This window comes from Mesoterricola sp. JemC181, from assembly GCF_055384585.1.
On record NZ_AP045076.1, the window covers coordinates 260,001 to 285,964 of the forward strand.

23 protein-coding genes and 2 rRNA genes (1 of these 25 only partly in view) are annotated in these 25,964 nt (G+C 67.0%); 19 read left to right on the forward strand and 6 right to left on the reverse strand.

The window, feature by feature from the left end:
- Window positions 1-2,888: ribosomal RNA gene (locus ACZ5MC_RS01200) — 23S ribosomal RNA — on the forward strand (it extends 50 nt beyond the left edge of the window).
- A 95-nt stretch (window positions 2,889-2,983) separates the two neighbouring features.
- Window positions 2,984-3,099, forward strand: a 5S ribosomal RNA gene (gene rrf / locus ACZ5MC_RS01205).
- Window positions 3,100-3,172: 73 nt separating this feature from the next.
- Here the strand turns inward: rrf and ACZ5MC_RS01210 are convergent.
- Window positions 3,173-3,469: a hypothetical protein gene (locus ACZ5MC_RS01210; RefSeq protein WP_464516865.1), complete on the reverse strand. Its 297-nt coding sequence runs from the start codon at window positions 3,467-3,469 to the stop codon at window positions 3,173-3,175.
- A gap of 159 nt (window positions 3,470-3,628) precedes the next feature.
- Between ACZ5MC_RS01210 and ACZ5MC_RS01215 the strand changes: the two genes are divergently transcribed.
- A complete protein-coding gene (locus tag ACZ5MC_RS01215; protein WP_464516866.1) occupies window positions 3,629-4,471 on the forward strand; it encodes a tyrosine-type recombinase/integrase in 843 nt (280 codons plus the stop codon).
- 3 nt (window positions 4,472-4,474) lie between these two features.
- Complete coding sequence (locus ACZ5MC_RS01220) at window positions 4,475-5,599, forward strand: IS91 family transposase (RefSeq protein ID WP_464516867.1); 1,125 nt, start codon at window positions 4,475-4,477, stop codon at window positions 5,597-5,599.
- Window positions 5,600-6,088: 489 nt separating this feature from the next.
- Here ACZ5MC_RS01220 and ACZ5MC_RS01225 read toward each other — a convergent pair whose 3' ends face one another.
- The gene (locus ACZ5MC_RS01225) at window positions 6,089-6,949 is read right to left on the reverse strand and encodes a hypothetical protein (RefSeq protein WP_464516868.1); all 861 of its coding nucleotides are present in this window, start codon (window positions 6,947-6,949) and stop codon (window positions 6,089-6,091) included.
- 182 nt (window positions 6,950-7,131) lie between these two features.
- On the opposite strand from ACZ5MC_RS01225, the gene thrS reads away from it, so the two are divergent.
- The 9 genes from thrS to rny all read left to right on the forward strand — a co-directional run bounded on the left by thrS (window position 7,132) and on the right by rny (window position 15,973).
- Entirely contained in the window at window positions 7,132-9,045 is a 1,914-nt protein-coding gene (gene thrS / locus ACZ5MC_RS01230) for a threonine--tRNA ligase (protein WP_464516869.1), read from the forward strand.
- 66 nt (window positions 9,046-9,111) lie between these two features.
- Complete coding sequence (gene infC / locus ACZ5MC_RS01235) at window positions 9,112-9,726, forward strand: translation initiation factor IF-3 (protein WP_306602306.1); 615 nt, start codon at window positions 9,112-9,114, stop codon at window positions 9,724-9,726.
- Window positions 9,727-9,751: 25 nt separating this feature from the next.
- Window positions 9,752-9,949 carry a 50S ribosomal protein L35 gene (rpmI, locus tag ACZ5MC_RS01240; RefSeq protein ID WP_306598434.1) on the forward strand — a complete coding sequence of 66 codons (198 nt, stop codon included), beginning with the start codon at window positions 9,752-9,754 and terminating at the stop codon, window positions 9,947-9,949.
- 88 nt (window positions 9,950-10,037) lie between these two features.
- A complete protein-coding gene (rplT, locus tag ACZ5MC_RS01245) occupies window positions 10,038-10,385 on the forward strand; it encodes a 50S ribosomal protein L20 (RefSeq protein ID WP_306598435.1) in 348 nt (115 codons plus the stop codon).
- A 73-nt stretch (window positions 10,386-10,458) separates the two neighbouring features.
- Entirely contained in the window at window positions 10,459-11,553 is a 1,095-nt protein-coding gene (gene pheS, locus ACZ5MC_RS01250) for a phenylalanine--tRNA ligase subunit alpha (RefSeq protein WP_306598436.1), read from the forward strand.
- Window positions 11,553-13,514: a phenylalanine--tRNA ligase subunit beta gene (locus ACZ5MC_RS01255; protein ID WP_464516870.1), complete on the forward strand. Its 1,962-nt coding sequence runs from the start codon at window positions 11,553-11,555 to the stop codon at window positions 13,512-13,514. Before pheS ends, ACZ5MC_RS01255 begins: the two co-directional genes overlap by 1 nt.
- A 22-nt stretch (window positions 13,515-13,536) precedes the next feature.
- Window positions 13,537-13,773 carry a cell division protein ZapB gene (zapB, locus tag ACZ5MC_RS01260; protein WP_306598438.1) on the forward strand — a complete coding sequence of 79 codons (237 nt, stop codon included), beginning with the start codon at window positions 13,537-13,539 and terminating at the stop codon, window positions 13,771-13,773.
- The gene (locus ACZ5MC_RS01265; RefSeq protein ID WP_306598439.1) at window positions 13,770-14,129 is read left to right on the forward strand and encodes a cell division protein ZapA; all 360 of its coding nucleotides are present in this window, start codon (window positions 13,770-13,772) and stop codon (window positions 14,127-14,129) included. The genes zapB and ACZ5MC_RS01265 overlap by 4 nt, the downstream gene beginning before the upstream one ends.
- A 224-nt stretch (window positions 14,130-14,353) precedes the next feature.
- Window positions 14,354-15,973 carry a ribonuclease Y gene (gene rny / locus ACZ5MC_RS01270; RefSeq protein ID WP_306598440.1) on the forward strand — a complete coding sequence of 540 codons (1,620 nt, stop codon included), beginning with the start codon at window positions 14,354-14,356 and terminating at the stop codon, window positions 15,971-15,973.
- A 162-nt stretch (window positions 15,974-16,135) separates the two neighbouring features.
- On the opposite strand, the gene ACZ5MC_RS01275 is transcribed toward rny, so the two are convergent.
- The 3 genes from ACZ5MC_RS01275 to ACZ5MC_RS01285 are packed head-to-tail and all read right to left on the reverse strand — an operon-like array spanning window position 16,136 to window position 18,559.
- On the reverse strand, window positions 16,136-16,744 hold the full coding sequence (locus ACZ5MC_RS01275; protein WP_464516871.1) for an RES family NAD+ phosphorylase: 609 nt from the start codon (window positions 16,742-16,744) through the stop codon (window positions 16,136-16,138).
- Window positions 16,741-17,142 carry an antitoxin Xre-like helix-turn-helix domain-containing protein gene (locus tag ACZ5MC_RS01280; RefSeq protein ID WP_464516872.1) on the reverse strand — a complete coding sequence of 134 codons (402 nt, stop codon included), beginning with the start codon at window positions 17,140-17,142 and terminating at the stop codon, window positions 16,741-16,743. Before ACZ5MC_RS01280 ends, ACZ5MC_RS01275 begins: the two co-directional genes overlap by 4 nt.
- A gap of 58 nt (window positions 17,143-17,200) precedes the next feature.
- On the reverse strand, window positions 17,201-18,559 hold the full coding sequence (locus tag ACZ5MC_RS01285; protein ID WP_464516873.1) for a lysostaphin resistance A-like protein: 1,359 nt from the start codon (window positions 18,557-18,559) through the stop codon (window positions 17,201-17,203).
- A 34-nt stretch (window positions 18,560-18,593) separates the two neighbouring features.
- Here ACZ5MC_RS01285 and ACZ5MC_RS01290 point away from each other — a divergent pair, with 34 nt between their 5' ends.
- Both ACZ5MC_RS01290 and ACZ5MC_RS01295 read left to right on the forward strand, forming a co-directional pair.
- Window positions 18,594-18,989 (forward strand): acyl-CoA thioesterase, encoded by a 396-nt coding sequence (locus ACZ5MC_RS01290; protein WP_306598445.1) that lies wholly within the window; start codon window positions 18,594-18,596, stop codon window positions 18,987-18,989.
- A 2-nt stretch (window positions 18,990-18,991) separates the two neighbouring features.
- On the forward strand, window positions 18,992-19,747 hold the full coding sequence (locus ACZ5MC_RS01295) for a hypothetical protein (RefSeq protein ID WP_306598446.1): 756 nt from the start codon (window positions 18,992-18,994) through the stop codon (window positions 19,745-19,747).
- Between the two features lie 3 nt (window positions 19,748-19,750).
- Here ACZ5MC_RS01295 and nadA read toward each other — a convergent pair whose 3' ends face one another.
- Window positions 19,751-20,719, reverse strand: a complete 969-nt coding sequence (gene nadA / locus ACZ5MC_RS01300; RefSeq protein WP_464516874.1) for a quinolinate synthase NadA — start codon at window positions 20,717-20,719, stop codon at window positions 19,751-19,753.
- A 185-nt stretch (window positions 20,720-20,904) separates the two neighbouring features.
- On the opposite strand from nadA, the gene ACZ5MC_RS01305 reads away from it, so the two are divergent.
- The 4 genes from ACZ5MC_RS01305 (at window position 20,905) to ACZ5MC_RS01320 (ending at window position 25,913) form a co-directional block, all read left to right on the forward strand.
- A complete protein-coding gene (locus tag ACZ5MC_RS01305) occupies window positions 20,905-23,064 on the forward strand; it encodes a glutamine synthetase III family protein (RefSeq protein ID WP_464516875.1) in 2,160 nt (719 codons plus the stop codon).
- 76 nt (window positions 23,065-23,140) lie between these two features.
- The gene (locus ACZ5MC_RS01310) at window positions 23,141-23,749 is read left to right on the forward strand and encodes a Maf family protein (RefSeq protein WP_464516876.1); all 609 of its coding nucleotides are present in this window, start codon (window positions 23,141-23,143) and stop codon (window positions 23,747-23,749) included.
- Between the two features lie 83 nt (window positions 23,750-23,832).
- A complete protein-coding gene (locus ACZ5MC_RS01315; protein WP_464516877.1) occupies window positions 23,833-24,204 on the forward strand; it encodes a BlaI/MecI/CopY family transcriptional regulator in 372 nt (123 codons plus the stop codon).
- A complete protein-coding gene (locus tag ACZ5MC_RS01320) occupies window positions 24,201-25,913 on the forward strand; it encodes a M56 family metallopeptidase (RefSeq protein ID WP_464516878.1) in 1,713 nt (570 codons plus the stop codon). Before ACZ5MC_RS01315 ends, ACZ5MC_RS01320 begins: the two co-directional genes overlap by 4 nt.
- Window positions 25,914-25,964 lie beyond the last annotated feature (51 nt).

A 25,964-nucleotide genomic window follows, 5' to 3' on the forward strand; every position in this document is an offset into this window, starting at 1 on the left:
GAAGGACGTGGTAAGCTGCGAAAAGTCCCGGGGAGTTGCACGCGAACATTGATCCGGGAATGTCCGAATGGGGAAACCCTGTCAGGTGAAAGCCTGGCAATCCCTTAGCTGAATTCATAGGCTTTGGGAGGCGAACGTGGGGAAGTGAACCATCTCAGTACCCACAGGAAAAGAAAACAACAGTGATACCGGAAGTAGCGGCGAGCGAACCCGGTAGAGCCCAAACCTCCTACGTGTAAGCATGCGAGCGTTGCGTAGGGGGGGTCGAGGGACCCACATGCCAGTCACGCATGACTGGTGCAGAGTTACAAAGTGCACGGATAGTGGAACGGTTTGGAAAAGCCGGCCATAGAGGGTGATAGCCCCTTACGCGAAATCCGATGCGCCTCTGGTTGGTGTTCCCAAGTACAGCGGGGCACGAGAAACCTTGCTGGAATTTGCGGCGACCATGCCGTAAGGCTAAATAGGTCCATCAGACCGATAGTGAACCAGTACCGTGAGGGAAAGGCGAAAAGAACCCCGATGAGGGGAGTGAAATAGAACCTGAAACCGTCAATCTACAAGCAGTGAAACCCCTATGGTAAACCAGGGGAATCGCGTGCCTTTTGCATAATGAGCCGGCTAGTTATTTTCAGTGGCGAGGCGAAGCCGATGAGGCGGTGCCGTAGGGAAACCGAGTCTGAATAGGGCGAACAGTCGCTGGGAATAGACGCGAAACGGGATGATCTATCCTTGACCAGGATGAAGTTCGGGTGACACCGAATGGAGGTCCGAACCAGTGTGGGTTGAAAACCGCTTGGATGAGTTGAGGATAGGGGTGAAAGGCCAATCAAATTCCGTGATAGCTCGTTCTCCCCGAAATAGCTTTAGGGCTAGCGTCGGATGTTTCGTCGTGCAGGTAGAGACCTGAATGGACTAGGGGGCTTACCAGCTTACTGAATCCAACCAATCTTCGAATGGCACGCCGTGAAGTCCGGCAGTCAGACTGCGGGTGATAAGATCCGTAGTCGAGAGGGAAAGAACCCAGATCGCCAGCTAAGGTCCCAAAATCTATGCTAAGTGGAAAAGGATGTGGATGTGCTTAGACAGCCAGGAGGTTAGCTTAGAAGCAGCTATCCTTTAAAGAAAGCGTAATAGCTCACTGGTCAAGCGGGTCTGTGCCGACAATTCAACGGGGCTCAAGCATAGTACCGAAGCTGCGAACTTTGTGGTAGGGGAGCATTCCCTACGTCTGTGAAGGTTGACCGTAAGGACAGCTGGAGACATGGGAAGAGACTCTGTCGGCATAAGTAGCGTAAAGACGGGTGAGAACCCCGTCCGCCGTAAGACTAAGGTTTCCAACGCAAGGTCAATCCGCGTTGGGTTAGTCGGTCCCTAAGCCGAGGCCGAAAGGCGTAGGCGATGGAAAGCTGGTTAATATTCCCGCACCATGTGTGGTTCGTTTGTACGATGCAGGGACGCAGGAAGGTAGGGACGCAGCGCTATGGAATGTGCTGCGAAAGTTCGCAAGGGTGTCCGCCAGGGAAGTCCGGTGGGCATGAGCCCAAGCGCTCTGACGAAAAGTCCTGATCCTACACTGCCGAGAAAAGCTGCTAAGGAGAGCCACGTGTGACCGTACCGCAAACCGACACAGGTAGTCGAGGAGAGAATCCTCAGGCGTTTGAGAGAACTCTGCTGAAGGAACTCGGCAAATTAACCCCGTAACTTCGGGAGAAGGGGTACCACGGTAGGGTTCATAGCCCGAGGTGGTGGCACATAAATGTTCCAGGCGACTGTTTAACAAAAACACAGGTCTCTGCAAACTCCAAAGAGGAGGTATAGGGGCTGACGCCTGCCCGGTGCCGGAAGGTCAAGAGGAGCGGTTAGCGCAAGCGAAGCTGCGAATTTAAGCCCCGGTGAACGGCGGCCGTAACTATAACGGTCCTAAGGTAGCGAAATTCCTTGTCGGGTAAGTTCCGACCTGCACGAATGGCGTAACGATCTGGAAACTGTCTCCAGCAGAGACTCAGCGAACTTGTAGCACCGGTGAAGATGCCGGTTACCCGCACTTAGACGGAAAGACCCCGTGCACCTTTACTACATCTTGACATTGAGGTTGGCATTGTGCTGTGCAGGATAGGAAGGAGACTTTGAAACTGGCTCGTTAGGGTCGGTGGAGTCGTCGTTGAGATACTTCCCTGCGCAATGCTGATCTCTAACTCACGCCCGTCATCCGGGTGGAAGACAGTGTCAGGCGGGTAGTTTGACTGGGGCGGTCGCCTCCTAAAGAGTAACGGAGGCGTGCAAAGGTTCCCTCAGGCTGTTTGGAAATCAGCCGCAGAGCGCAATGGTATAAGGGAGCTTAACTGCGAGACACACACGTCGAGCAGATGCGAAAGCAGGTCATAGTGATCCGGTGGTTCCGCATGGAAGGGCCATCGCTCAACGGATAAAAGGTACGCCGGGGATAACAGGCTGATCTTGCCCAAGAGTTCATATCGACGGCAAGGTTTGGCACCTCGATGTCGACTCATCGCATCCTGGGGCTGAAGCAGGTCCCAAGGGTTCGGCTGTTCGCCGATCAATAGCGGTACGTGAGTTGGGTTCAGAACGTCGCGAGACAGTTCGGTCCCTATCTAGTGTGGGCGTAGGAGATTTGAGAGGACCTGTCCTTAGTACGAGAGGACCGGGATGGACTGACCTCTGGTGTTCCAGTTGTGTTTCCAAATGCAATGCTGGGTAGCTATGTCGGGAAGTGAGAAGCGCTGAAAGCATCTAAGCGCGAAACACCCCTCAAGATGAGATCTCCCCACGAGACCCGTCGTAGACCACGACGTTGATAGGTCGCATGTGTAAGCGCGGTAACGCGTTGAGCTGAGCGATACTAATTGGTCCACTGGCTTGACTTTTCATCAATCAATTGCATCCAATCAATGAGACAATGCTTATGTTTAGGCTCGTCTCGCCTCACCCTTCGCTTCAACACTTCGAAGTCTGACCCCTTCGTCGTGGCTTTACCCTGGAGGTCACACCCGTTCCCATCCCGAACACGGCAGTTAAGCTCCAGAGGGCCGATGATACTTCCTGGCACACAGGTGGAAAAGTAGGTCGCCGCGACGTTAAAATCCAAAGCCCCCCATTCGATGGGGGGCTTTTTTTTTGTCCGGTTCGCTGGGGTGGGGTGGCGGGAAGGTCACCTCCAGAGGATCACACCCTTCGCGGTCAATATGAAATTATCATTTCCGTTGCACACCTGGGCGCCGTGACGAATTTCGCTGTAGGGCGTCTGGATCAGCACGGGCTTGCTGCCATTGTTGATCACCATCGTCACGGAATGGAACGGGCCCGACTTGAAATTGGCGGTCTTTCCCGGGGCAACGAACTGGGCCGAATGAACCCAGTTGTCGACGAAAAAGATGGCGTCGGATCCTGAATCGTTCCGCACCGAATAGGAGCCAGCCCAGGCGGCGGAGGCAGCTGCCAGGATCAAGGCCGGCAGGAGGAGGGTTTGAACCTAGCCGCTCCGCGGCAGGGGTGACCAGCGCCCGTCCAGCCCGATCGACCAGGAGGACTTGCGGAAACTGCTAATTGCAGGCTCCTTGGTTATGGCGGTGTGACAGCACCGTCCCCATAACCAAGGAGGAACTGCATGCGTGCAGATAGTGTATCTCTGTCCCGATTTTCCGGCGATCTCCGAATGGCGGGTCGGGCGGAAAGAACCATCGAGAACTATGTCGGGTCAGTCCGGCGATTCGAGGACTTCCTCGGCCAGGACTTGGCCGATGCCAGCCAGGAGACCGTCCGGCGGTGGGTGGACCACCTACGTGGCCAGGCGGTCGGAGCTTCCCGGCTTGGGCAGCACTACGCCGCTCTGAAGTTCCTCTACGCCAGGACCCTGGGTCAGCCGGACAAGGTCGCCTGGATCACCCTTCCCAAGGCCAAGGCGCACCTGCCCTCGATCCTGGGCCGGCCGGAGATCCAGCGTCTCCTGGACGGGTTCACCACCGCCAAGTACCGCATGTTCTTCACCCTGATCTACGCGACCGGCCTGAGGATCAGTGAGGCGAGCTTGCTGGAGACCCGGGACATCGATTCCATGCAGAAGGTGATCCACGTACGCCATGGCAAGGGCGGCAAGGAGCGGATGGTGCCCATGGATGGCAAGCTCTACGGCCTGCTGAGGGCCTACTACAAGCATGAGCAGCCTCCCAAGCCTTGGCTGTTCGCCTCCAAGTCCGGCAACGCCATCTGCCCTGAGACGGCCCGCAGGGCGCTGTTGTGCGCGGCGGCAGCCTCCGGCATCGGCAAGATCGTGGGTCCGCACATGCTCCGTCACGCCTTCGCCACCCACCTGCTGGAGAACGGGGAGGACCTGCGCCGGATCCAGGTTGTGCTGGGCCACGGCAGCATCCGGTCCACCCAGATCTATACCCAGGTCTCCCCCAGCCAGATCGCCGCCATCCGCAGTCCGCTGGAGGACCTGCCGGATTGAGGCGTGGGGCCCCGGCCCCGTTTCGACATCGGCGAAATCGTCCGCAAGCACCGCCCCGACCTGGAGGCAAGGCATCGCCTTGCCCCAGGACAGAAGAAGATGCTGACTGCGATCGGCCGCTGCCGCACCGCCGCCCTCGGCGGGCACAAGCTGGTCTGCGAACACGGCGACTACGAGCGGATCGCCTACAACTCCTGCCGGGACCGCCACTGCCCCAAGTGCCAGGCCCTGGCCCAGGAGAAGTGGATCGCCGCGCGCAGCAAACGGATCCTCACCATCGGCCACTTCCACGTGGTGTTCACCCTCCCGGCGGAACTGCGGGCTCTGGCCCGGCTCTACCCGGCCGTGGTCTACCAGGCGATGCTGCGCACCGTGGCCGAAACCCTGCTGGAACTGGGCCGGACCCGCAAGGGTCTGACCTTCGGCCTGACCCTGATTCTGCATACCTGGACCCGGGAGCTGACCTTCCACCCCCACGTCCACGTCCTGGTCAGCGCCGGAGGCCTCGCTCTCGACGGCGGCGGATTCATCCGTCTCAAACACCGCTTCCTGTTCCCGGGGGCCATGCTGGGCGACGTGTTCCGCGGCAAGCTGCTGGCCGCCCTGGGGGTCCATCGGGACGGGGGCGGCTTTCCGGAATGGGAGGGCGCAAACTATGCCCGGCTTGTGGCGTCCGTGGCGGACAAGGACTGGGTCGCCCACGTCAAGAAGCCGTTCCGAAAGTCCAGCCACGTCCTTCAGTATCTCGGGCGCTACACCCACCGGGTGGGCATCGCCAACTCCCGGATGCTGGAGGTCACCGATGAGCAGGTGACCTTCCGCACCAAATTCGGCCGTACCGCCACCCTGGAGCCGGTCGAATTTCTCGCACGCCTGGTCCAGCACGTGCTGCCGCCAGGGTTCCGAAAGATCCGGCACGCCGGGCTCTACGCCTCCGCCCAAGAAGGTGGCTTGCTGGACCAGGCCCGGGAGGCTCTCGGCGATGCCAAGGCCAAGCCATCGGCCTCGCCGGTTTCGTGGCTGGAGCAACAGATGAAGGCCTGCCCAGTCTGTGGGGGCATGCTCCACCGAACCCTCCTGAAACCTGCCGCCTCCCGGGCACCACCCGATTATGAGCCCCTATGCTGACCGTCCCCACAACGCCCATCATGTCCCGCGCCAGAACCTGTCCCAAAGCCAGGCCAGGGACCGTCTGCGTCCGCGCCGGAAAGCAACGGCACCAGGCCACAGGAGGGCGGAAATCGGTTGCCCTGGAGCCGCAAGCCGAGCCATCCTGGCTGGCCTCCAGCGCCCGACCTCGCCCGATTTGCCCATAGAAGCCCAATCGCGCCGGCCCCTGCCGCTCCGGGCAAGTTCAAGACCGTAAATCGGGTTGCGCACGATCGCACCGACCCACGCCGGCGCTCTGGTTCCGCGAACCCGATTTACTAACTATTTGAGATGGCTGCTCACGGATGAATTCCTTTCCGAGGTGGGTGCTCCTGGCCGTCACAGGGAACGCGCTGGATGGGGTTGATCGGCAATGAAAGCATAAATAAAATATGAACCACGTCAAGGTCGGGCCCCGCTCGCCTCCGGGACCCTTCCCTCCCGGCACTCCGCCTTCCGCGGCGGCGTTCAGCGCCTGCAGGCGAGGTAATCCACGCCGCCAGCGCACTCGGAATTGCCTTTGAGGAAGGTCGGTGTGAACCTCACGCGGGTGACCGTCCTGAATCCTGCCCGGTACTTCAGGCTCGCCTCCAGTTCCGGTACCAGGTAGGTCGTCTTCCAGAACGCAAGGGCGCCTGCCCGGGTCGCGCCGTCCAGGCTCAGCCAATTCATGGGCACATGAAGCATGCCTGGCAACCAGGGCTGGAGGCCTCCGCCTTCGCTCCGTTTGGCGTCGGCCTTGAGCATGGCCAGATGCAGGGTCCGGCCGAACTGCCTGGCATCGTAGTCGCGATCGCCGGTTGGTCGTTGGAAATTCAAGGGCTCATTGGGGTTCCCGGGGTCGGTTCCGAAGGCGAGGGCACCCCAGCTCTCCAGGGGCAGAAAAAAGGTGCCGTGTTCGCTCATTAACTTATTAATGAAAACGTAGTGGATCGTCGTCCATTCCGTGAACTTGACCACGGAATGATCGAAGAGGACGGCGTCGACCTTTCCGGCCAGGGCGCTGGCCAGGTAGCCGAGGTGCCTCGGCTGGTTGAAGTCCAGCTGGACATGGGGCTCGGCCGAAGGGTCATGGGCCTCGATGCTCACGAAGATCCACTTGGGAGCGAATGCGGGAGGGTGGGAGGCCTTCTGGAAACGGGCGGCCTCCTGCGTGCGCGCTCCGAGCACGAGCTGGACCTTGCCGCGGTGATCCGGGTTGGCCCGCCAGGCCTCCAGGGCGGCCCGGGCCTCCATGCACTGGGCCCAGACCTGCGCGTCCGTCGGGGTGGCGCCGGCCGAGGTTGCGGCAAGCGTGCCCGCAACGAGAGCTCCTTTGAGAATGTCCAACACCTTCCCCCTCCCCCGCGTCAGATTGATTAATAGTTCGTTGAAGCGCCCCGAGGTTCCCCGGCAGGATGGCGATGGCACGGGAAACCCGGCGCCAACGCGCTTCCGGGGACGCCGCGACACTTGGAGCGGGCGCGGTGTGCGGGTTTGGAGTAAGCTTGAGGTTTGACGCGAGGATCGCCATGGCAGTTTCAGTCCGTCTTCCCGATGATTCCATCCGCGAACTGCCGGATGGGGCGACCGGCGCGGACCTTGCCCTGAGCATCAGCCCCCGCCTGCTTGATGCCGCCCTGGCCTTGCGGGTGGACGGCAAGCTCACCGACCTGAAGGCCCCCCTGACCGAGGGCGCCAAGGTCGCCGTGGTCACCAACAAGGATCCGGAGTCCCTCGATGTGATCCGCCACTCGGCGGCCCACCTCCTGGCCCAGGCGGTCAAGCGGCTATTTCCCAAGGCCAAGGTCGGGATCGGCCCGGTCATCGAGGATGGTTTTTATTATGATTTCATGGTTGATCCCTTTTTTACTCCCGAGGATCTCGTCGCCATCGAAGCGGAAATGCATCGGCTCAGCCAGGAGGCCGTCCCCGTGCAGCGCGAGGAACTCGGCCGTGACCAGGCCGTGGCCCTGTTCCAGGGAATGGGCGAAGGGCTCAAGGTTGAACTGGTTTCGGACATTCCGGCCGATGAGCGGATTTCCGGGTACCGCCAGGGCGACTTCTATGACCTCTGCCGCGGCCCCCACGTGCCGGACACGGGCAAGCTCAAGGCCTTCAAGCTTCTGAACACCGCCGCCGCCTACTGGAAGGGGGACGAGAAGAACGTCCAGCTCTGCCGCATCTACGGCACGGCCTTCCACACGGCCAAGGAACTGGAGGAGCACCTGCGCCTCCTGGAGGAGGCCCGCACCCGGGACCACCGCAAGCTGGGCAAGGAGCTGGGCCTGTTCTCCTTCCACCCGGAGGCGCCGGCCTCGCCCTTCTTCCACCCCAAGGGCACCATCGTTTACAACGAGCTGGTCAACTACATGCGTGCCCTGTACGCCAGGCAGGGCTATTCCGAGGTCATCACCCCCCAGGCCCTGGACGTGGCCCTGTGGAAGACCAGCGGCCACTACGACCACTACGTGGACAACATGTACTTCACCACCGTGGACGAGCGGGAGTACGCCCTCAAGCCCATGAACTGCCCCAGCCACTGCCTCATCTACGGCAACGGCCGGCACAGCTACCGGGACCTGCCCATCCGGTACGCGGACTTCGGCCGGCTGCACCGGTACGAGCGCTCCGGCGTCACCCACGGCCTGACCCGGGTGCGCACCTTCTGCCAGGACGACGCCCACATCTATTGCATGCCCGAGCAGATGAAGGAGGAGATGGCCTCCTTCCTGGATTTCATCCGGAACGTCTACCACACCTTCGGCTTCGACGAGCTGCGGGTGAACCTGTCCACGCGGCCCGAGAGCCGGCTGGGCAGCGATGAGATCTGGGACCACGCCGAGGGGGCCCTGGCCTCCGCCCTGGACGAAGCCGGCATGCCCTACAACATCAACGCGGGCGACGGCGCCTTCTACGGGCCCAAGATCGACTTCCAGGTGCTCGACGCCCTCAAGCGGCCTTGGCAGCTGGGCACCCTGCAGGTGGACTACTCCATGCCCAGCCGCTTCGGTCTCATCTACGTCAAGGCCGACGGCTCCGAGGGCCAGCCCGTCATGCTCCACCGGGCCATCCTGGGCAGCCTCGAGCGCTTCATGGGGATCCTCATCGAGCACTGCGCCGGGGCCTTCCCCACCTGGCTGGCTCCCGTCCAGGTGGCCATCCTGCCCATCACGGACCGGGCCCACGATTTCGCGCGCACCATCCGGGACAGGGCCCTGGACCTGGGCGTGCGGGTGGACCTGGACCTGCGCAACGAGAAGGTCAACGCCAAGATCCGGGACGCCCAGCTGAGCAAGGTTCCCTACATGCTCGTGCTGGGGGACCGGGAAGCCGCCGCCGGCACGGTCTCCGTGCGGCATCGCCACCGGGGCGACCTGGGAGCCCAGCCCCTGGAGGGGTTTTTCGAGAGCCTGATCCAGGAGATCCGGACGAGGGCGCGGTGATCTTTGCTTTATTTTTTGGGAAATGACTGATAACATCACTTTCCTTGCAATGATGGGGAGGAACGTATCCGAGCTAACGAAACGAGAATCAACGATGGCATCCGCGCAGCGGAGGTCAGAGTCATCGACGAGGATGGAACCCAGCTGGGTGTAATGACCCCGCATGAGGCCGTCAGAGTCGCTGAGGCCAAAGGCCTTGATGTGGTTGAGGTGTCCCCCACCGCCAACCCCCCGGTCTGCAGGATCATGGACTACGGCAAGTACAAGTTCATGGAAGCCAAGCGGGAACACGCCGCCCGGGCGAAGCAGAAGAACATCGTGGTCAAGGAGGTGAAGTTCCGCCCCCGCACCGACGACCACGACTTCGATTTCAAGGTCAAGCACATCCTCCGCTTCCTCGAAGAGGGGGACAAGGTGAAGGTCGTCGTCATGTTCCGGGGCCGCGAAGTGGTCCACCGGGACATCGGCTACCGGATCATTGAAGACGTGCTGACCCGGATCGGCGAGCGATGCATCGTCGAGAAGCCCGCCGGAATCGATGGCCGCGACATGCACGCCATCATCATCCCCAGGCCGGTCGAGCAGTTGATCAAGAAGGTCAAGCCCACCAAACCCCCAACCCCCGCGGCCGACGAACCTGGTTCCACGCCAGAAGGGGCGAAGGTAGCCGGATCGCTCTGATCCATTCACCCGCTAGAGGTATGTCATGCCCAAGCTCAAGACCCACAAGGGCGCCCAGAAGCGCTTCAAGAAGACCGGCAGCGGTCTCTTCAAGCGCGGCTGTTCCCACCAGCGCCACATCCTGACCAGCAAGTCCAGCAAGCGCAAGCGCCAGCTGGACATGGGCGGAATGGTGGACAAGTCCGATCTCGGACGCGTCCGCGCCATGCTGCCTTACGCCTGATCAGGAAACCCACGACCCCGGCGGCTGACGCCGCCCCCGCAGTGGCCTTCAAAATCCTCCGGGATTGCCACAAGGAAAGGAAGAACAGATGACTCGAGTCAAACGTGGCTTTAAGCGGGTTCAGCGCCGCAAGCGGATGCTGAAGTTCGCCAAGGGTTTCTACGGCGCCAAGTCCCGCCTCTACCGGAGCGCGAAGGAAGCCGTCGAGAAGGCCCTCCTCTATTCGTACCGCGACCGCAAGGTGCGCAAGCGCGATTTCCGCCGGCTCTGGATCGTCCGCATCGGCGCCGCCGCCGAGCAGAACGGCATGTCCTACTCCCGCTTCATGGGCGGGCTGAAGAAGGCCAGCATCGACCTGGACCGCAAGATCCTCGCCGACCTCGCCGTGCGCAATCCGGAGGCCTTTACCAAGCTCGTGGCCGTGGCCAAGGGCTGAGCGAAGCAATCTCCACCATCGCAACAGACCGGAAGGCCGCATATGCGGCCTTCCTCTGTTTTGAGGAAACGCCATGGAAACCTCCCTGCTGCCACCCGAGATCGAAGAGGCCCACCGGATCTTCCCCGAGGCCCTCGCCGCCTGCGCCGACCTGGACGCCCTCCTGCGCCTGAAGGGCGCCTATGTGGGACGCGAGGGCAGCCACGCCGCGCGCCTGATGGAGCTGCTCAAGGCGGCCCCCAAGGACCAGAAGCGCGAGCTGGGCGCGGCCGCCAACGCCCTCAAGACCCGGTGGGAGGAAGGGCTCAAGGCCCGCCAGGCCGAGCTGGAGGAGGCCCGCAAGGCCACCGCCGCCCTGGCCAACGCCTGGGACCCGGCCCTGCCGCCGCCCCTGCCGGCCCAGGGGGCGCTCCACCCCCTGAACCGCCTCATGGACCGCCTGGTGGACGTGTTCCGCCCCCTGGGCTATCACGTGGAGGAGGGGCCCGAGGCCGAGACCGAGGAGCACAACTTCGACGGCCTGAACATCCCCGAGGACCACCCCGCCCGGGGCAGCGCGGACACCTTCTACTTCAGGGACGCCGACGGCCTCCTGCTGCGCACCCACACCAGCCCCGTGCAGGTGCGGGTCCTCAAGCGCATCGCGGAGAAGGGCCCCGACGGCCTTTCCGCCCTCGAGCGCAGCGGCGGCATCCGCTTCCTGGCCCCGGGCCGGGTCTACCGCAAGGACGAGATCGATCCCACCCACAGCCCCATGTTCCACCAGGTGGAGGGCATGCTCATCGGCAAGGGCATCGGCATGCACCACCTGAAGGGGACCCTGGCCTACGCCATGAAGGCCCTGTTCGGGCCCGGGGCCGAGGTGCGGTTCCGGCCCAGCTACTTCCCCTTCGTGGAGCCGGGCGCCGAGATGGACGTGCGCTGCCCCCTGTGCGGCGGGAGCGGCTGCCGTGTCTGCAAGGGCTCGGGCTGGGTGGAGCTCCTGGGCTCCGGCCTCATCCACCCCAACGTGCTGGCCTACGCCGGCATCGACCCGGCGGTGTGGAGCGGCTTCGCGTTCGGCATGGGCGTGGAGCGCACCGCGATGATGGTGAGCCAGACCCCGGATCTCCGGCTCTTCTTCGAAAACGACCAGAGGTTCCTCAAGACCATGGGAGGGCTGGACTGATGCTCATCGAACGCGGCGCACTGCACCAGGAGCTCCCGGCCCTCGCGGGAACGTCCACCCCCGACCTCTGCGAGCTGCTCGCGGGCCTCGGCTTCCCCGTGGACGGGGTGGAGACCGTGGACGGCACCACGGTCCTCGACGTGGACATCACCGCCAACCGCGGCGACGCCCAGTCCCACCGGGGCATCGCCCGGGACCTGGCCGCCAAGCTGGGCGCGGCCCTCACGGCCCTCCCCGTCCAGGCGCCCGCCCCGGGCGAGCCCCAGCTCCCGGTCCGCCTGGAGGCCGGCGAGGCCGGCCCCTTCTACGCCACGGCCGTGCTGGAGCTGGGCAGGGCCCAGGGCACCCCCGCCGCGGTGAAGGCCTTCCTGGGCGCCCTGGGATCCTCCGCCAAGGACATGCCCGCGGTGGACGCCTCCAACGAACTGCTCCACCGCTACGGCCACCCCACCCACGCCTTCGACGCGGACCGCATCCAGGGCTTCCTGGCGGTGCGCTGGGCCCGGGACGGCGAGACCCTCGTGACCCTGGACGGCGTGGAGCGCAAGCTCACGCCCAGGGACCTCCTCATCGCCGACGGGGCCGGCCCCGTGGCCCTGGCGGGCGTCATGGGCGGCGACGCCACCAAGGTCACCGGGGCCACCCGCCGGGTCCTGCTGGAGAGCGCCTGGTTCGATCCCCGCACCGTGCGCGCCATGGCCCACCGCCACGGGCTGCACACGGACGCCTCCCACCGCTTCGGCCGCGGGGCGGACCCCGCCATGGCCGTGCCGGCCCGCGACCTGCTCGCCCTGCGCCTGCGGGACTGGGCCGGCGCCACGCTGCAGTCGGCCTGGAGCGTGGGCGCGCTGCCCACCCCCAAGGCCCCCGTGGCGCTCCCCTGGGCCATGGTGGACCGGGTCGCCGGGCACCCCGTGGATCCCGGCCGGGCCGCGGACCTCCTGCGGGCCCTCGGCTGCGCCCTGGAGCCGGTCCCCGGAGGCGCCCGCGTGACGCCCCCCACCTGGCGCCACGACCTGGCCTGTCCCGAGGACCTGGCCGAGGAGGTCCTGCGCCTCCTGGGCTACGACGGCATCCCTTCCGTGCTTCCCCCCCTGGAGAGCAGCCCGGAACCCCTGGCCCCCGGGTATCTCAAGCGGCGCAAGCTCGCCTCCCGCCTGGCCAACCTGGGATTTTTCCAGACCGTCACCCTGGGCTTCGGCGACCCCCAGGAGGACGTCCTGGGCGACGGGCCCGCCCGGCGGACCCTGGCCAATCCCCTGGGAGAGGATTATTCCCTCATGCGCGGCACCCTCCTGCGGGACCTGGACAAGGTGGCCCGCCTGAACCTGGAGAAGGGCGCCCGGGACGTGCGGTTCTTCGAGATCGCCCCGGTGTTCGAGGCCCGGCCCGGCCAGCCCCTGAAGGAGACCTGGACCCTGGGCCTCGTGTGGGGCGGGGAGATGGGCGGGGAGGACCCCCTCACCCCGCCCCGGAAGCTCTCCGGCCCCGAAGGCCGCAGCCACCTCCAGGGCGTCCTGCAGGCCCTGGGCGTGCCCCGGGCCGAGATGGAGGCCTTCGGCCGGTGGGAATTCACCGAAGGCGGCGGCACGGTCCTGGGCTGGCACTTCGAGCTGCCCATCGACGCCATCCCCGACGCCGGGGAACGGGTCATCCCCCGCTTCGCCCCCTTCAGCCGCTTCCCCACCGTGGAACGGGACCTGTCCCTCCTGGTGGGCCTGGACCAGCCCTACGGCGCCCTGACGGCAGCCATGGAGGCCGCCCTGGCGGCCACCCCCCTCCAGGACCTGCGCTGCGTGGACGTCTTCCGCCACAAGAGCCTGCCCCCGGGCCGGCAGGCCTGGCTGATGCGCCTGAGGTTCCAGGCCATGGACCGCACCCTCACCGGGGAGGAGGTGGAAACCTGGGTTCTTTCGGCCCTGAACGCCGCCCAGGGCCTCGGAGTCCAACTTCGGGGCTAGAATAAATCCTAAAGAGGCCCCCATGGACGTTCTGAAACAGCTCGAGACGAAGCTTCAGGGACTGGTGCAGCAGCGGAACCAGTACCGGGATGAACTGGCCGCCCTGAAGGCGGACATGGGAAGCAGCGACGAGGAGCTCCGCAACCTGCGGCGGCGCCTGGAGGACCTCCAGGCCGACCAAGCGGCCTGGCAGAAGGAAAGGGACGGCGTGAGGAAGCAAGTGGAATCAATTCTTAAGATGGTCGAGGGCATCGAATGACCCCACCCAAGGAGGTCCAGCTGGAGGTTCTGGGCCGGTCCATCCGGATCCACTCCACGGCGGGTCCCGAGGACCTGCCCCGGGCCACCTCCATTCTTGAGGACACCTTCCGCGACATGGAACGCGCCTATGAGCTAAGATGGGGTGTTCCACCATCAGCGCTGGACACATCCACATGGCTGCTGATGGGGGCCCTGAACCTGGCGCACCGCGTGGCGCGACTGGAACAGGATAAAAGTCGGCAGACACAGGACCTGGAACTGACCCTCTCCAAGCTACTCGACGATGTTCCGGACGAAGAGAATCCCTCGGTCGGCCCCCTTTTCAAGGGGACGGAAGAGGAAGCTGGAATCTGATCCCTGCGAGGCCCGTGAGACGGCCAAGCGCTTGTTCCGTATTACGCCACGGGAGACCTTCCCCCCAGCCTTGTGCGTTCCGCGCGACGGCGCGCCTTAAACTGGGAACCTGGTAGCCCCCCTACTTGCTAGGGAACACGGCAAGCCTCCACGACCGAGCGGGGATCCTCAATCGTCCATGGGTTCTGAAGCCGACACCTCCAACCCCCCCTAGGAGTTGTCCCATGAACCCATTGGATTATGTCTTTCTGGCCCTCGCGGTCCTGGCCGCCGTGGGGTTCTTCTTCCAGATGAAGAAGGCCCAGGCCGCCGTGGTGGATGTGTCCAAGGCCACGGCCAAGGCCGAGGCCGAACTGAAGGCCGAGCGGGACCGCCTGCTGGCCGAGGCCGAGAAGGAGGCCGGGAAGGTCATCAACCGGGGCCAGCGCGAGGCGGACGCCCTGCGCAAGGAAGCCGAGCTCAAGGCCAAGGAGCAGGCCCTGCAGGCCCGCCAGGAGGCGGAGAAGCTCGCCAACGAGCGGCTGCAGACCCTCGAGAAGCAGGAGCAGCGCCTCCAGAGCAAGGAGGACAGCCTCGACAAGAAGCTCACCCAGGTGGACCAGAAGCAGAAGGACGTGGAAGCCAAGACCGAGCGGGTCAAGGAGGAGCAGGAGAAGCTGGCCGCCCTCCAGGCCGAGGCCAAGCGCCTGACCGAGGAGCAGGCCCGCAAGCTCGAGGACATCGCCGGCCTCACCCGGGAGGACGCCAAGCTCGAACTGGTGAGCCAGCTGGAGTACACCGCCAAGATGGACGCCTCCAAGCTGGTGCGCCGCATCGAGGACGAAGCCGTGGAGGAGGCCCAGAAGAAGGCCCGCTGGACCATCGTCTCCGCCATCCAGCGCCTGGCCTCCGACGTGGTGAGCGAGGCCGCGGTGAGTTCCGTGCAGCTGCCCAGCGACGACCTCAAGGGCCGCATCATCGGCCGCGAGGGCCGCAACATCCGGGCCCTGGAGAAGGCCACGGGCTGCGACCTCATCGTGGACGACACGCCCGAGACCATCGTCGTGAGCAGTTTCGACCCCATCCGCCGGGAGGTGGCCCGCCAGGCCATCCTCAAGCTCCTGGCCGACGGCCGCATCCACCCCGCCCGCATCGAGGAGGTGGTTGAGAAGACCAAGATCGACATGGACCAGCACCTCAAGGAACTGGGCGAGGCCGCGGCCATCTCCCTGGGCTTTCCCGACGTGCACCCCAAGCTCCACAAGCTCATCGGCCGCCTGAACTACCGCACCAGCTACGGGCAGAACGTCCTGGAGCACACCAAGGAGGTGGCCCGCATCGCCGAGTACATGGCCGCCGAACTGGGCGCCGACCAGAAGCTCGCCCGCCGTGCCGGCCTCTTCCACGACATCGGGAAGGCCATCGACCGGGAAGTGGAGGGCACCCACATCGAGATCGGCATGGAGCTCCTGAAGCGCTTCGGCGAGAAGGACCCCGTCATCCACGCCATGAGCTGCCACCACGGGGACTTCGAGCCCAAGACCGTGGAGGCCATGCTCATCACCGCCGCCGACGCCCTGAGCGCTGCCCGCCCAGGCGCCCGCCGCGAGATGCTGGAGACCTACGTCAAGCGCCTGGAGGCCCTGGAGGCCATCGCCAACAGCTACAAGGGCGTCCAGAAGAGCTTCGCCATGCAGGCGGGGCGCGAGATCCGCATCATGGTGGACGCCGGCCAGGTGAACGACGACCAGGCCTTCTGGCTGGCCAAGGACGTCACCAAGCGCATCGAAGGGGAAATGCAGTACCCCGGCCAGATCAAGGTCACCGTCATGCGCGAGACCCGGGCTGTGGAATACGCAAGGTAGCTCCCCTCTTTTCTCGGCGAACCTCGGCCCCTCGGCTGCCTCGGCGATGCCTTTCTTTTCCATGATTTGCGGCGCAAAGGTTCTGTGCTCCGCAACGGCTTGAACCAGAAAGCATCGCGGGGGCAGCCGAGGGGCCGAGGTTCGCCGAGGAATTGGGATGGGTCAGCCCAGCTTCTTCCCGTCCCACCGCAGCGCGATGACCTCCTTCAGGCTGCATGCCTTGACGCTTGAACCCTGGAAGATGGCGAGGCACTCGCCGTCCTTCCGCCGCACGGAACGGTAGAGGATGCCCGGCTCCCCCCCGGCCCGGCAGGCGGCGCCGAAGGCCTGGGAAGGCCCGTAGTCGTCCTTCCGGCGCAATTCCCCCCGCCCTTTCCGAACGTCCGCGAAGGAGCCGCCCACCCGCAGGGCCAGGGACTCGAAGATGCGGGCGGCGCCCGCCGGCTCCCCGCTGTCCCTCAGGGCCTGCCCGTGGTGGTAGGCCATTTCCGCCACGCAGGTCTCGGGCGTCCCTCCGGCGTAGACGGCGCGGAAGGTGCCGTCGCAGAAGCGGCTGGCCGGGCCGCGGCCGGGCATCTGCAGGTAGGCCCGCAGCTGGGGGAGGCGGTCGGGCCTGCGGGCGCCGGAGGGCCAGGACTTGAAAACGCCCGCCCGGGCCAGCAGGGCGGCTAGTTCGGGCCGGTCCCCGGGCGGGACCAATTGGGCCAGGGGGGAGACGGAAAGGAACTTCAGCTGGTGCCAGGGATGGCTGAGGAAGTGGACGTGGTTCACAGCAGGCCCATGGACGCCGTCTTGAGGTAGCCCAGGGTCTCGATGAGGTCCTCCATGCGCCCGTCCAGCATGCGGTCCAGGGGCCGCCTTCCGCCGAAGACCGGCGCCTGGTTGGCCCGGGTGGTCCAGGCCACGCCGTCCGGGAAGACGCTGCCCGACAGCTCGTAGATGCCCAGCACGTAGGCCATGCGGTCCACCTTGTCGCCGTCCACGTCGCGCAGGTCGCCGGTCTCCAGGCGCTTGAGCCAGACGGTGTAGGTGCTCTTGGCGATGCCCAGCAGGGCCAGGCGCTCCTTCACGGGCAGGCCCCAGCGCTCCGCCACGGCCAGGAAGGTGCGGAAGGCAAGGGCCGAGGGGTCGTCCTGGACGGGAAGGGCGGTGTTCGGACTCCGGGACATGGAGATCCTCCTCCCCCCAGATTAGGCCGATAATGGCCCGAAGCAACAATAGTGGCCTTCAGGCGAAGAACCTCATGAAGAGGAAGATCCCGCCGTTCCAGAGTCCGTGCACGAGGATGCTGGTGAGCAGGTTGCCGGTGCGCAGGAAGGCGAAGCCCAGGACGATGCCGAGGGTGCCCAGGGTGGGCAGGCCCAGGGGCTGAAGGTGCATGGCGCCGAAGAGCAGGCCGCTGACGGCCACGGCCAGGAGCCAGCCTGGGCGCCTTCCCAGGCGCGCCTCGAGCCGTTCCCCCAGCCACGGCAGCAGGAGGCCCCGGAACAGCAGCTCCTCGAAGACCGGCGCCACCACGGCCACCGTGAGGAACAGGAGCCCGACCGAGAGCGGCCCGCGCATGCGGGAGAGCAGGTCCATCAGGTCCTTCTGGGGAGGCTCGGCGGCGTGCAGGAAGGGGCTGAGGGCCACGGAGACCGCGAGGACGGCGGCGAAGGCCAGGGCGAAAAAACCCAGGCCCGACGCCAGCGCGCGCCCCGCGCGACCCGGCGCCACCCGCGCCGCCAGTTCGCGAGGTCCGATGTCTTCGGCCCAGCAGAGGTAGGCGGTGCCCAGCAGGGCGTGGAGGGCGTAGGTGAGAGGCAGGGCCGCGGGGCGCAGGAAGGGCAGGAGGATCAGCGCCGTGCCGGTGACGAAGCCGGCCCCCAGGTGCGTGAGGAACCAGCCCAGGAGCACGATGAGCAGGGCCCTTCCCGACATGGCGAACCTGGGCGGGGCGTGGGGACGGGCCGGGACCGCGGCGAGGAAGATGGCCATGGCCAGGCCGCCCAGCGCCAGCACCGCGGCGGCGAGCCCGGCGGCCGCCAGGGCCGCCAGCCGCGGCAGCACCCAGGCCGAGGCCCGGGCCTCGGCGGGCTTCGGATCGCCGCCGGCGCGGGCCGCGCACCGGGCCTCGAGCATCCCCGCGGCATAGCCCTCGCCCAGGGCCCGGAGGACCCCGGCCAGCTCCCCGGGGAGGGGCGCGCGCCCCGCGCCCTGATAGGCCCAGGACCAGATCTCCCGGAAGGTTGCGTCGGGGACCGTGCCGGAAAGGCGCGCGCCCGAGGCGAGGTCGCCGCGCTCCGCGGCGTGCACGGCGAGGATGGCGCGGTCCCAGCCGGGGGCGGTCCTCTTCTCGAGGCTGCCCAGGGCCTCCCCCGAGCCCAGGGCGGTGCCGGCCAGGGCGCCCAGGACCCGGGGCGCGGCCAGGGTCACGTCGGCGATGCGACCCTGGAGCTCCACCCGGGTGGAGGGGCGCGCGGGCCTGGCGCGGCGCGCGCCGGCGTTGAAGCCCACGGCGAGCACGACCAGCAGCGCGAGGGTCGCGATGAAGGGATCGGCCCACGTCCGGTCAGGGTTCCAGGGCTCGTGGCCGCGACTGTCCATGACCCAGGATGATACATTGTCAGCAGGAGTCCCCATGGCCTTTTCCCAGTCCATCGACGTGCGGTTCGCGGACCTGGACGCGCTCGGGCACGTGAACCACGCCACCTTCGTCACCTACCTGGAGTGCGCCCGCGTCGGCTGGTGGGCAAGGCTCCTGGCGGGCCGTCCCTTCCAGGAGGAGGGCTTCGTCGTGGCCAAAGTGGAGCTGGACTACCGCAAGCCCATCCTCCTGGGGGACGCGGTGCGGGTGGACCTGCGCTGCTCCCACCAGGGCAACACCAGTTTCTCCCTGGCCTACAAGGTGGTGCGCGCCACCGACAACGTCGTGCTGGCCGAAGGGCAGACCGTGCAGGTCATGATGGACTTCGCCACCGGGCGCCCGAGGCCGCTGCGGCCCGAGACCCAGGCGTGGCTTCGCACGCAGGAGTAGGCATGAGGCTCGGAACCGCCTGCTGGGCCGAGGGCCCCACGGAACGCCGGGCCCTGGTGGCCCAGCTGCCCAGCGATCCCGCCCGGGTCGTGGATCTCAACCGGCTGGAGCGCCTGCGCCTGGCCAAGCTTGGCGAGGGCCGGGCCGAGGCCCTGGCCGCGGAGCTCGTGCCCCCCAGCCTGCGTCAGCTCCTGGAAGGCGGCGCCAGGGCCCTGAACCGGGCCCGGCAGGTGGTGGCCTACGCGGAGAAGTGGCAGGGGCGCCAGGGCCTGCCGGAGGCCCTGGCGCCCCTGGCGGCCCAGGTGGAGCTGCTGCCCTGCCTGCCGCGGCCCGCGGCGGTCCGGCGCTGGGACGGCACCTTCCTGGACCATCTGGCGGTGCAGGGCCCCGGGGGCATCCTGGGCCAGCCGCCCACGCCCACCCTGGCCTGGGTGGGCCTCTTTGGCGGGGCCGTGGCGGGCTGCTGCCTCGCCCTGGACAACGCCCCGGGCGTGGTGCTGGGGGCCTGGCTGGAGCTGGACATGGACTGGACGGGCGCCCTGGAGCTGGGCCTCGGGGGCCGGCGCCGCCGCGTGCCCCTGGACACCTGGCGGGACCTGGAGCCCCGGGATCCGCGGCCGGCGGAAGTGGTCCTCGCGCCTCCGCCCCATTTCCGCGCGCTCCCGCAGCAGCCGGGAGGCGTGGCGCGCATCGCGTCGCCCCTGGAGACCCTCACGCTCCGCCTCGCGGAGTCGCTGGTGCATCCCACCCTGCAGTAGCCCCTAGCCCAGCGCGAGCATCCGCTCCACGGGCCCCAGCGCGCGCCGGCGCAGGTCCTCGTCCAGGAGGATCTCGGGCTTGAGGTCCCGCAGGCAGAGGTAGAGCTTCTCGATGCTGTTGAGCTTCATGTAGGGGCACAGGGCGCAGTTGCAGCCGCTGTCGGCGGGGATGGGGACGAGCTCGGCTTCGGGCCGGAGCCGCTTCATCTGGTGGAGGATGCCCGCCTCGGTGCCCACGATGAATTCCGTGCCCGGATCCTTCTCCACGAACTTCAGGAGGGCCGCGGTGGAGCCCACGAAGTCGGCCATGCGGCTCACGGTGGCGTCGCACTCGGGATGGACGATGACCTTGGCCGCGGGGTGGCGGGCCTTGAGCTGGGCCAGGCGGGTGGCGGTGAACTGCTCGTGGACGATGCAGAATCCGGGCCACAGGACCATGTCCCGCCCCGTCTGGCGCATGACCCACCGCCCCAGGTGGCGGTCCGGGGCGAAGACGATCTTCCGGTCCCCGGGGATACTCTCCACCACCCGCACGGCGTTGGAGCTGGTGCAGATGATGTCTGAGAGGGCCTTCACGCCGGCGGAGCAGTTGATGTAGCTCACCACCACGTGGTCGGGGTAGTCCTTCAGCCAGGCGCCGAAGGCGTCGGCGGGGCACCGGTCCGCGAGGCTGCACCCGGCGTCCAGGTCGGGGATGACGACGCGCTTGCCGGGGTTGAGGATCTTGGCGGTCTCGGCCATGAAATGCACGCCGCAGAAGGCGATGACCGAGGCCTCGGTGCGCGCCGCGGCCTGGGCCAGCTGGAGGCTGTCGCCCACGAAGTCCGCCAGGTCCTGGATCTCGGGCTCCTGGTAGTAGTGGGCCAGGAGCACGGCGTTGCGCTCCTTCCGGAGCCGGGCGATCTCCGCCAGGAGGTCCAGGGCGGGGTCGATGGTTTCCAGGTCGGGGACGTAGGGGGCGGGCGCGCTCATGGGGTGATTCTACCGCACTGTCGAAATTTATTTTTTACAACCACTAATCATATTAGATAGTTGGATTTACACGAATCGCTTGAGGGGGCATGGGGGACTCCCTATCCTGTGACGTGAGTCACACCCCTAGAAAGGTCCCGGGCCCCGTCCCCGGCGGCTCGCTTTTCCCATTCCGAGGAGGGATCATGTCCAACGCCCAGACGATCAAAGGTTCCGACATCCACAGCCTCGACGAGATGAAGGTGAGCCGCTTCTTCGGCTGCAACACCTTCAACGAGCGGACCATGCGTGAGCGGCTGCCCCGGGAGGTCTTCAAGGCCTTCCGCCACAGCCTCAAGCGCGGCGAGCCCCTGTCCCCGGAGACGGCCCACGGGGTGGCCCAGGCCATGAAGGAGTGGGCCCTGGAGCACGGCGCCACGCATTTCACCCACTGGTTCCTGCCCATGACCGGCGCCACCGCCGAGAAGCACGACGCCTTCATCGCCTGGGACGAGGCGGGGGTGGTCATCGAGAAGTTCAGCGGCAGCCAGCTCATCCAGGGCGAGCCCGACGCCAGCTCCTTCCCCTCGGGGGGGCTGCGGGCCACCTTCGAGGCCCGGGGCTACACCGTGTGGGACGCCACCAGCCCGGCCTTCCTCATCGAGAGCCCGCTGGGCACGACCCTCTGCATCCCCACCGCCTTCGTGGGGTACCACGGCGAGGCCCTGGACAACAAGCTGCCCCTGCTGCGCTCCATGGAGGCCGTGAGCACGGCCGCCCTTCACGCCCTGGGCCATTTCGAGAGCCGGGCCACCCAGGTGGTGCCCCAGTGCGGGCCCGAGCAGGAGTACTTCCTCGTGGACCTGGACCTGGCCCGGGATCGGCCCGACCTCATCTTCGCCAACCGCACCCTCCAGGGCGCCCGGCCCCCCAAGGGCCAGGAGCTGGAGGACCACTACTTCGGCAGCATCAAGGAGCGGGTCCTGGGCTTCATGCAGGACGTTGAACTGGAGTGCTTCAAGCTGGGCATCCCCGCCAAGACCCGCCACAACGAGGTGGCCCCGAACCAGTTCGAGCTGGCCCCCATCTACGAGCCCGCCAACCTGGCCTCGGACCACAACCAGCTCCTGATGGAGATCATGAAGCGCGTGGGCGAGCGCCACAACCTGGCGGTGCTCCTGCACGAGAAGCCCTTCGCCGGCGTCAACGGCTCGGGCAAGCACGTGAACTGGAGCATGGCCACGGACGAGGGCCACAACCTGCTGGACCCCGGCAAGACCCCCGAGGAGAACCTGCAGTTCCTGTACTTCCTGGGCGCCACCCTCAAGGCCATCCACCGCCACGGGGGGCTCCTGCGGGCCTCCATCGCCTTCGCGGGCAACGACCACCGCCTGGGGGCCAACGAGGCCCCCCCGGCCATCATGAGCGCCTACCTGGGCTCCCAGCTCAACCACATCCTGGAGGCCATCGAACGCGGCGACGTGGCCGACGCCAGCGAGAAGCAGCTCCTGGACCTGAAGCTGGGGAGCCTGCCCGCCCTGGAGAAGGACGCCACGGACCGCAACCGCACGAGCCCCTTCGCCTTCACGGGCAACAAGTTCGAGTTCCGCGCCGTGGGCTCCTCCCAGGCCATCGCCTTCCCGCTCACGGTCATCAACGCCACGGTGGCCGAGGCCCTGGACGCCATGAACACGCGTATGGACGAGGAGATGGCCGCCGGCAAGGGCACCCGCGCGGCCGCCATCGCGGTCATCCGGGAGGCCATCATCGAGACCCGGGCCATCCGGTTCGAGGGCAACGGCTATTCCGAGGAATGGACGGTCGAGGCCGAGCGCAGGGGCCTGCCCCACGCCCGGGACACCGTCGCCGCCCTGCGCATCTGGGAGGAGGCCAAGTCCAAGGAGGTCTTCAGCCGCAGCGGCATCCTCACCGCCGGGGAGTGCGATGCCCGCCTGCACATCCGGCACGAGCAGTACCAGAAGGCCCTGTCCATCGAGGCGCAGGTGCTGCGGGAGATGGCGGAGACCCTGCTCCTCCCGGCCATCGTCGAGGACCTGGGGGCCCGGGCCGACGCCCTCGGCAAGCTGGCCGCGGTGGGCATCCCCGTGCCGGCCCCGCTCAAGGCCGCGCTGGAGACCCAGACCCGGCTCGCCGGGGTTGCCCAGGAGCGCCTGGTGGCCCTCAAGGCGGCCATGGTGGCGGCCGAGGCCCTGGAATCGCACCACGCGCGCACCGAAGCCTACGGGGGCAGCGTGCGCCACGCCCAGGACCTGCTGCGCGACGTGCTGGACCAGCTGGAGAAGGACTGCAGCGCCGCCCGGTGGCCCATCCCTGTCTACCGGGAACTGCTGGCGCCCCTTATCTGAAACGCATTTTCGATCAAAAACCCGGACGGTTGATGGGAGACTCGGAGATTGGCCTCTCCCGGCCGGAAGGTCCGCCATGCCCGACGACATCACCCTGCACGTGCCGCCCCCCATCCTGGCGTCGGTGTCCCCGCGGCGCCGCCACTGGATGGAGGCGCTGCACATCCCCTACGAGGTGTGGGCGCCCGAAGTGGACGAGACGCCCCGCCCGGGCGAGGATCCCGAGTCCATGGTGGTCCGCCTGGCCCAGGCCAAGGCCGAGATCGTGGGCATCGTGAACCCCGACCGCTGGGTCATCGCCGCCGACACCACCGTTGCCGTGGACCACCACATCCTGGGCAAGCCCGCGTCCGAGGCCGACGCCGTGCGCATGCTCATGCTCATCCAGGGCCGCAGCCACCAGGTGCACACCGGCCTCTGCCTGCGCCGCAACAGCGAGGTCTACACCCTGGTGGACACCGCCAACGTGTTCCTCCGCCCCCTGCAGAAGAAGCAGGCGGAATGGTACGCCGCCTCCGGCGAGCCCATGGACAAGGCAGGGGGCTACGCCGCCCAGGGCATCGCCGCCCTGTTCATCGAGCGTATCGAAGGCAGCTTCGCCACGGTGATGGGCTTCCCCGTGGAGCGCTTCTCGGAGCTGGCGCGCCGGCTGGGCCTGCTGGGGCTCTGGGTCGGGATGCCCTAGAAGGCCCCTCTGGAAACTCCCCCTTGACGGGCGATCCAAACTACACCAAATTGAGTAGACCAATTTGAGTAGTCGAGGCCCCCATGACCCACCCCCCCCGCCCCACCGAAGCCGAGCTCAAGATCCTCAGGATCCTCTGGGACCTGGGGCCGGTGCCCGTCAAGGACGTCCAGGCCGCCCTGGCCTGCCACCAGGAGTACACCTATACCGGGGCCCTGCGGATGCTGCAGGTGATGCTGGAGAAGGGGCTGGTGGCCCGGGACGAGTCGGCGCGCTCCCATGTGTACCGCGCGGCCCATCCCCGGGAGTCCATGGAGCAGGGGCTCGTGGCGGACCTGCGGGACCGGCTCTTCGGGGGGTCGGCCCTGGCGCTGGTGCAGGCGGCCTTGCAGGCGGGATCGGTCTCCCCCGAGGAGAAGGCCCGCATCCGGCGGCTGCTGGGGACGTCGAAATGAACGGCGCGGCGCCGGCGCTGGGGTGGGCCCTGGTCCATTCCGTATGGCAGCTCGCCGCGGTGGGGGCCGTCGCGGCGGTCATGCTGCGGGTGGCGGGACCGGAGCGGCCCCGGGCCCAGTACGGCATCGCCCTGGGCGCCCTGGTGCTGTGCCTGGTCCTGCCGGCCCTGGGCTTCGCCCAGGGGCTCGCGGTGGCCGCCGAGGCCATGCCGGGGCCCGCGGGCACGGAACCGGCCCTGCAGGCCCTCCAGGCCGCTCCTCCCGTGGCTGAATCCGGGAGGCGCCTGGCCTGGGTGGCCGGGCACCTGGGCTGGGTCGCGGCCGCCTGGAGCCTGGGCGTGGCCGGGATGGCCGCGCGGCTCGGAGGGGGCTGGCTGACCACCGTGGCCTGGCGCCGCCGGGCGCGTCCGGCGCCCGATGCCTGGCAGGGGCGCTTCGCGGGCCTCGCGCGGGCCCTGGGCGTGCGGGGACGGGTGCTGCTCCTGGCCTCGGCCCGGGTGGCCACGCCCGTGGCGGTGGGACTCTGGCGTCCCGTGGTGCTGGTGCCGGCGGCCCTTTTCACGGCCCTGCCCGAAGCCTACCTGGAGGCGCTCCTGGCCCATGAGCTGGCCCACGTGGCGCGCCTCGACTACCTCGTCAACCTCATCCAGGGCGTCATCGAGGTGCTCTGCTTCCACCACCCCGTGGTGTGGTGGCTGTCCCGCCGGATCCGGACCGTGCGGGAACACCTCTGCGACGATCTGGCCGTCAGGGCCATCGGCGATCCGCGGCGCCTGGCCCTGGCCCTCGACGCGCTGGACGACGTCCAGCCCAACCTCACCTCAATGGCCCTCGCGGCCCGCGGAGGAATCTTGCACGAACGCATACGCCGACTCCTGAACCCGCCCCCAGCCACCTCGTCGTGGTCGCCGGGGCCCGCCATCCTCCTGCTTGCGCCCTTCGCCGTCCTGGCGCTGCGCGCGGGCGCTCCCGCGGCTCCACCCATCAACGCCGATCCGGGCGCCATCGCCGGCCTGGACACCCTGGCCGCGCGGGAGGGCCTGGATCCCCAGCTGCTCAGGTCCGTGGCCTGGGCCGAAAGCGGCCTCAATCCCAAGGCGAAGAGCCCCCTCGGGGCCCTGGGCATCCTGCAGGTGATGCCAGCCACCGCCACGCGCTTCGGCGCCCGGAACCTCGCGGATCCCGCGGAGGTGGCCGCCGCCGGCGCCCGCTACCTGAAGTTCCTGCTGGACCGCTACCAGGGCGACACGGCCCGGGCCGTAGCGGCCTACAACTGCGGCGAGGAGGCCCTGGACGCGGGACGCGCCGGCACCGAGGCCGAGAACTACCGCGGCCTCGTGCTGGACCTCCTGAAGGCCCGGGCCGTGCAGCCCGCGGCGCCCCTGGGGCAGGGGTGGGTGGACGGCACCCTGCGCCGCACGGGATCCACCTGGACCGTGTGGACCCGGGTGAGCCACCGGGGCGGCCTGAAGCTGGAGTTCCTGCCGGATAACCCGGACGGCAAGCCGTACGGCACGGTGAAGGCGGGCGGCGGGGAGCCCCGGGACGCCTGGACCGAGTCGCGCCCCAGCGTGGTCATGGACCTGCGCGGCGGCACCACGGTCCGCGTACGCTGCACGGATGCCTCGGGAGGCGCCTCCGGCGAGGTCCGCATCCCCCTGGACGCGGCCTGGAAGACCTTCGCCTTCCGCATGGAGGCCCGTCCCTAGAAATCCTGCCGGGAGCTTGACATCTACATTTTCTTTCGTAGATTGATACTA

Coding starts and splice junctions, on each gene's coding strand:
- ACZ5MC_RS01290 (WP_306598445.1), top strand. CDS start 18,594: ATGGCCTTTTCCCAGTCCATCGACGTGCGGTTCGCGGACCTGGACGCG.
- zapB (WP_306598438.1), top strand. CDS start 13,537: ATGGACGTTCTGAAACAGCTCGAGACGAAGCTTCAGGGACTGGTGCAG.
- rpmI (WP_306598434.1), top strand. CDS start 9,752: ATGCCCAAGCTCAAGACCCACAAGGGCGCCCAGAAGCGCTTCAAGAAG.
- rplT (WP_306598435.1), top strand. CDS start 10,038: ATGACTCGAGTCAAACGTGGCTTTAAGCGGGTTCAGCGCCGCAAGCGG.
- ACZ5MC_RS01320 (WP_464516878.1), top strand. CDS start 24,201: ATGAACGGCGCGGCGCCGGCGCTGGGGTGGGCCCTGGTCCATTCCGTA.
- ACZ5MC_RS01310 (WP_464516876.1), top strand. CDS start 23,141: ATGCCCGACGACATCACCCTGCACGTGCCGCCCCCCATCCTGGCGTCG.
- rny (WP_306598440.1), top strand. CDS start 14,354: ATGAACCCATTGGATTATGTCTTTCTGGCCCTCGCGGTCCTGGCCGCC.
- ACZ5MC_RS01285 (WP_464516873.1), bottom strand. CDS start 18,559: ATGGACAGTCGCGGCCACGAGCCCTGGAACCCTGACCGGACGTGGGCC.
- ACZ5MC_RS01305 (WP_464516875.1), top strand. CDS start 20,905: ATGTCCAACGCCCAGACGATCAAAGGTTCCGACATCCACAGCCTCGAC.
- nadA (WP_464516874.1), bottom strand. CDS start 20,719: ATGAGCGCGCCCGCCCCCTACGTCCCCGACCTGGAAACCATCGACCCC.
- ACZ5MC_RS01255 (WP_464516870.1), top strand. CDS start 11,553: ATGCTCATCGAACGCGGCGCACTGCACCAGGAGCTCCCGGCCCTCGCG.
- ACZ5MC_RS01280 (WP_464516872.1), bottom strand. CDS start 17,142: ATGTCCCGGAGTCCGAACACCGCCCTTCCCGTCCAGGACGACCCCTCG.
- pheS (WP_306598436.1), top strand. CDS start 10,459: ATGGAAACCTCCCTGCTGCCACCCGAGATCGAAGAGGCCCACCGGATC.
- ACZ5MC_RS01265 (WP_306598439.1), top strand. CDS start 13,770: ATGACCCCACCCAAGGAGGTCCAGCTGGAGGTTCTGGGCCGGTCCATC.
- ACZ5MC_RS01315 (WP_464516877.1), top strand. CDS start 23,833: ATGACCCACCCCCCCCGCCCCACCGAAGCCGAGCTCAAGATCCTCAGG.
- thrS (WP_464516869.1), top strand. CDS start 7,132: ATGGCAGTTTCAGTCCGTCTTCCCGATGATTCCATCCGCGAACTGCCG.
- ACZ5MC_RS01295 (WP_306598446.1), top strand. CDS start 18,992: ATGAGGCTCGGAACCGCCTGCTGGGCCGAGGGCCCCACGGAACGCCGG.
- ACZ5MC_RS01215 (WP_464516866.1), top strand. CDS start 3,629: ATGCGTGCAGATAGTGTATCTCTGTCCCGATTTTCCGGCGATCTCCGA.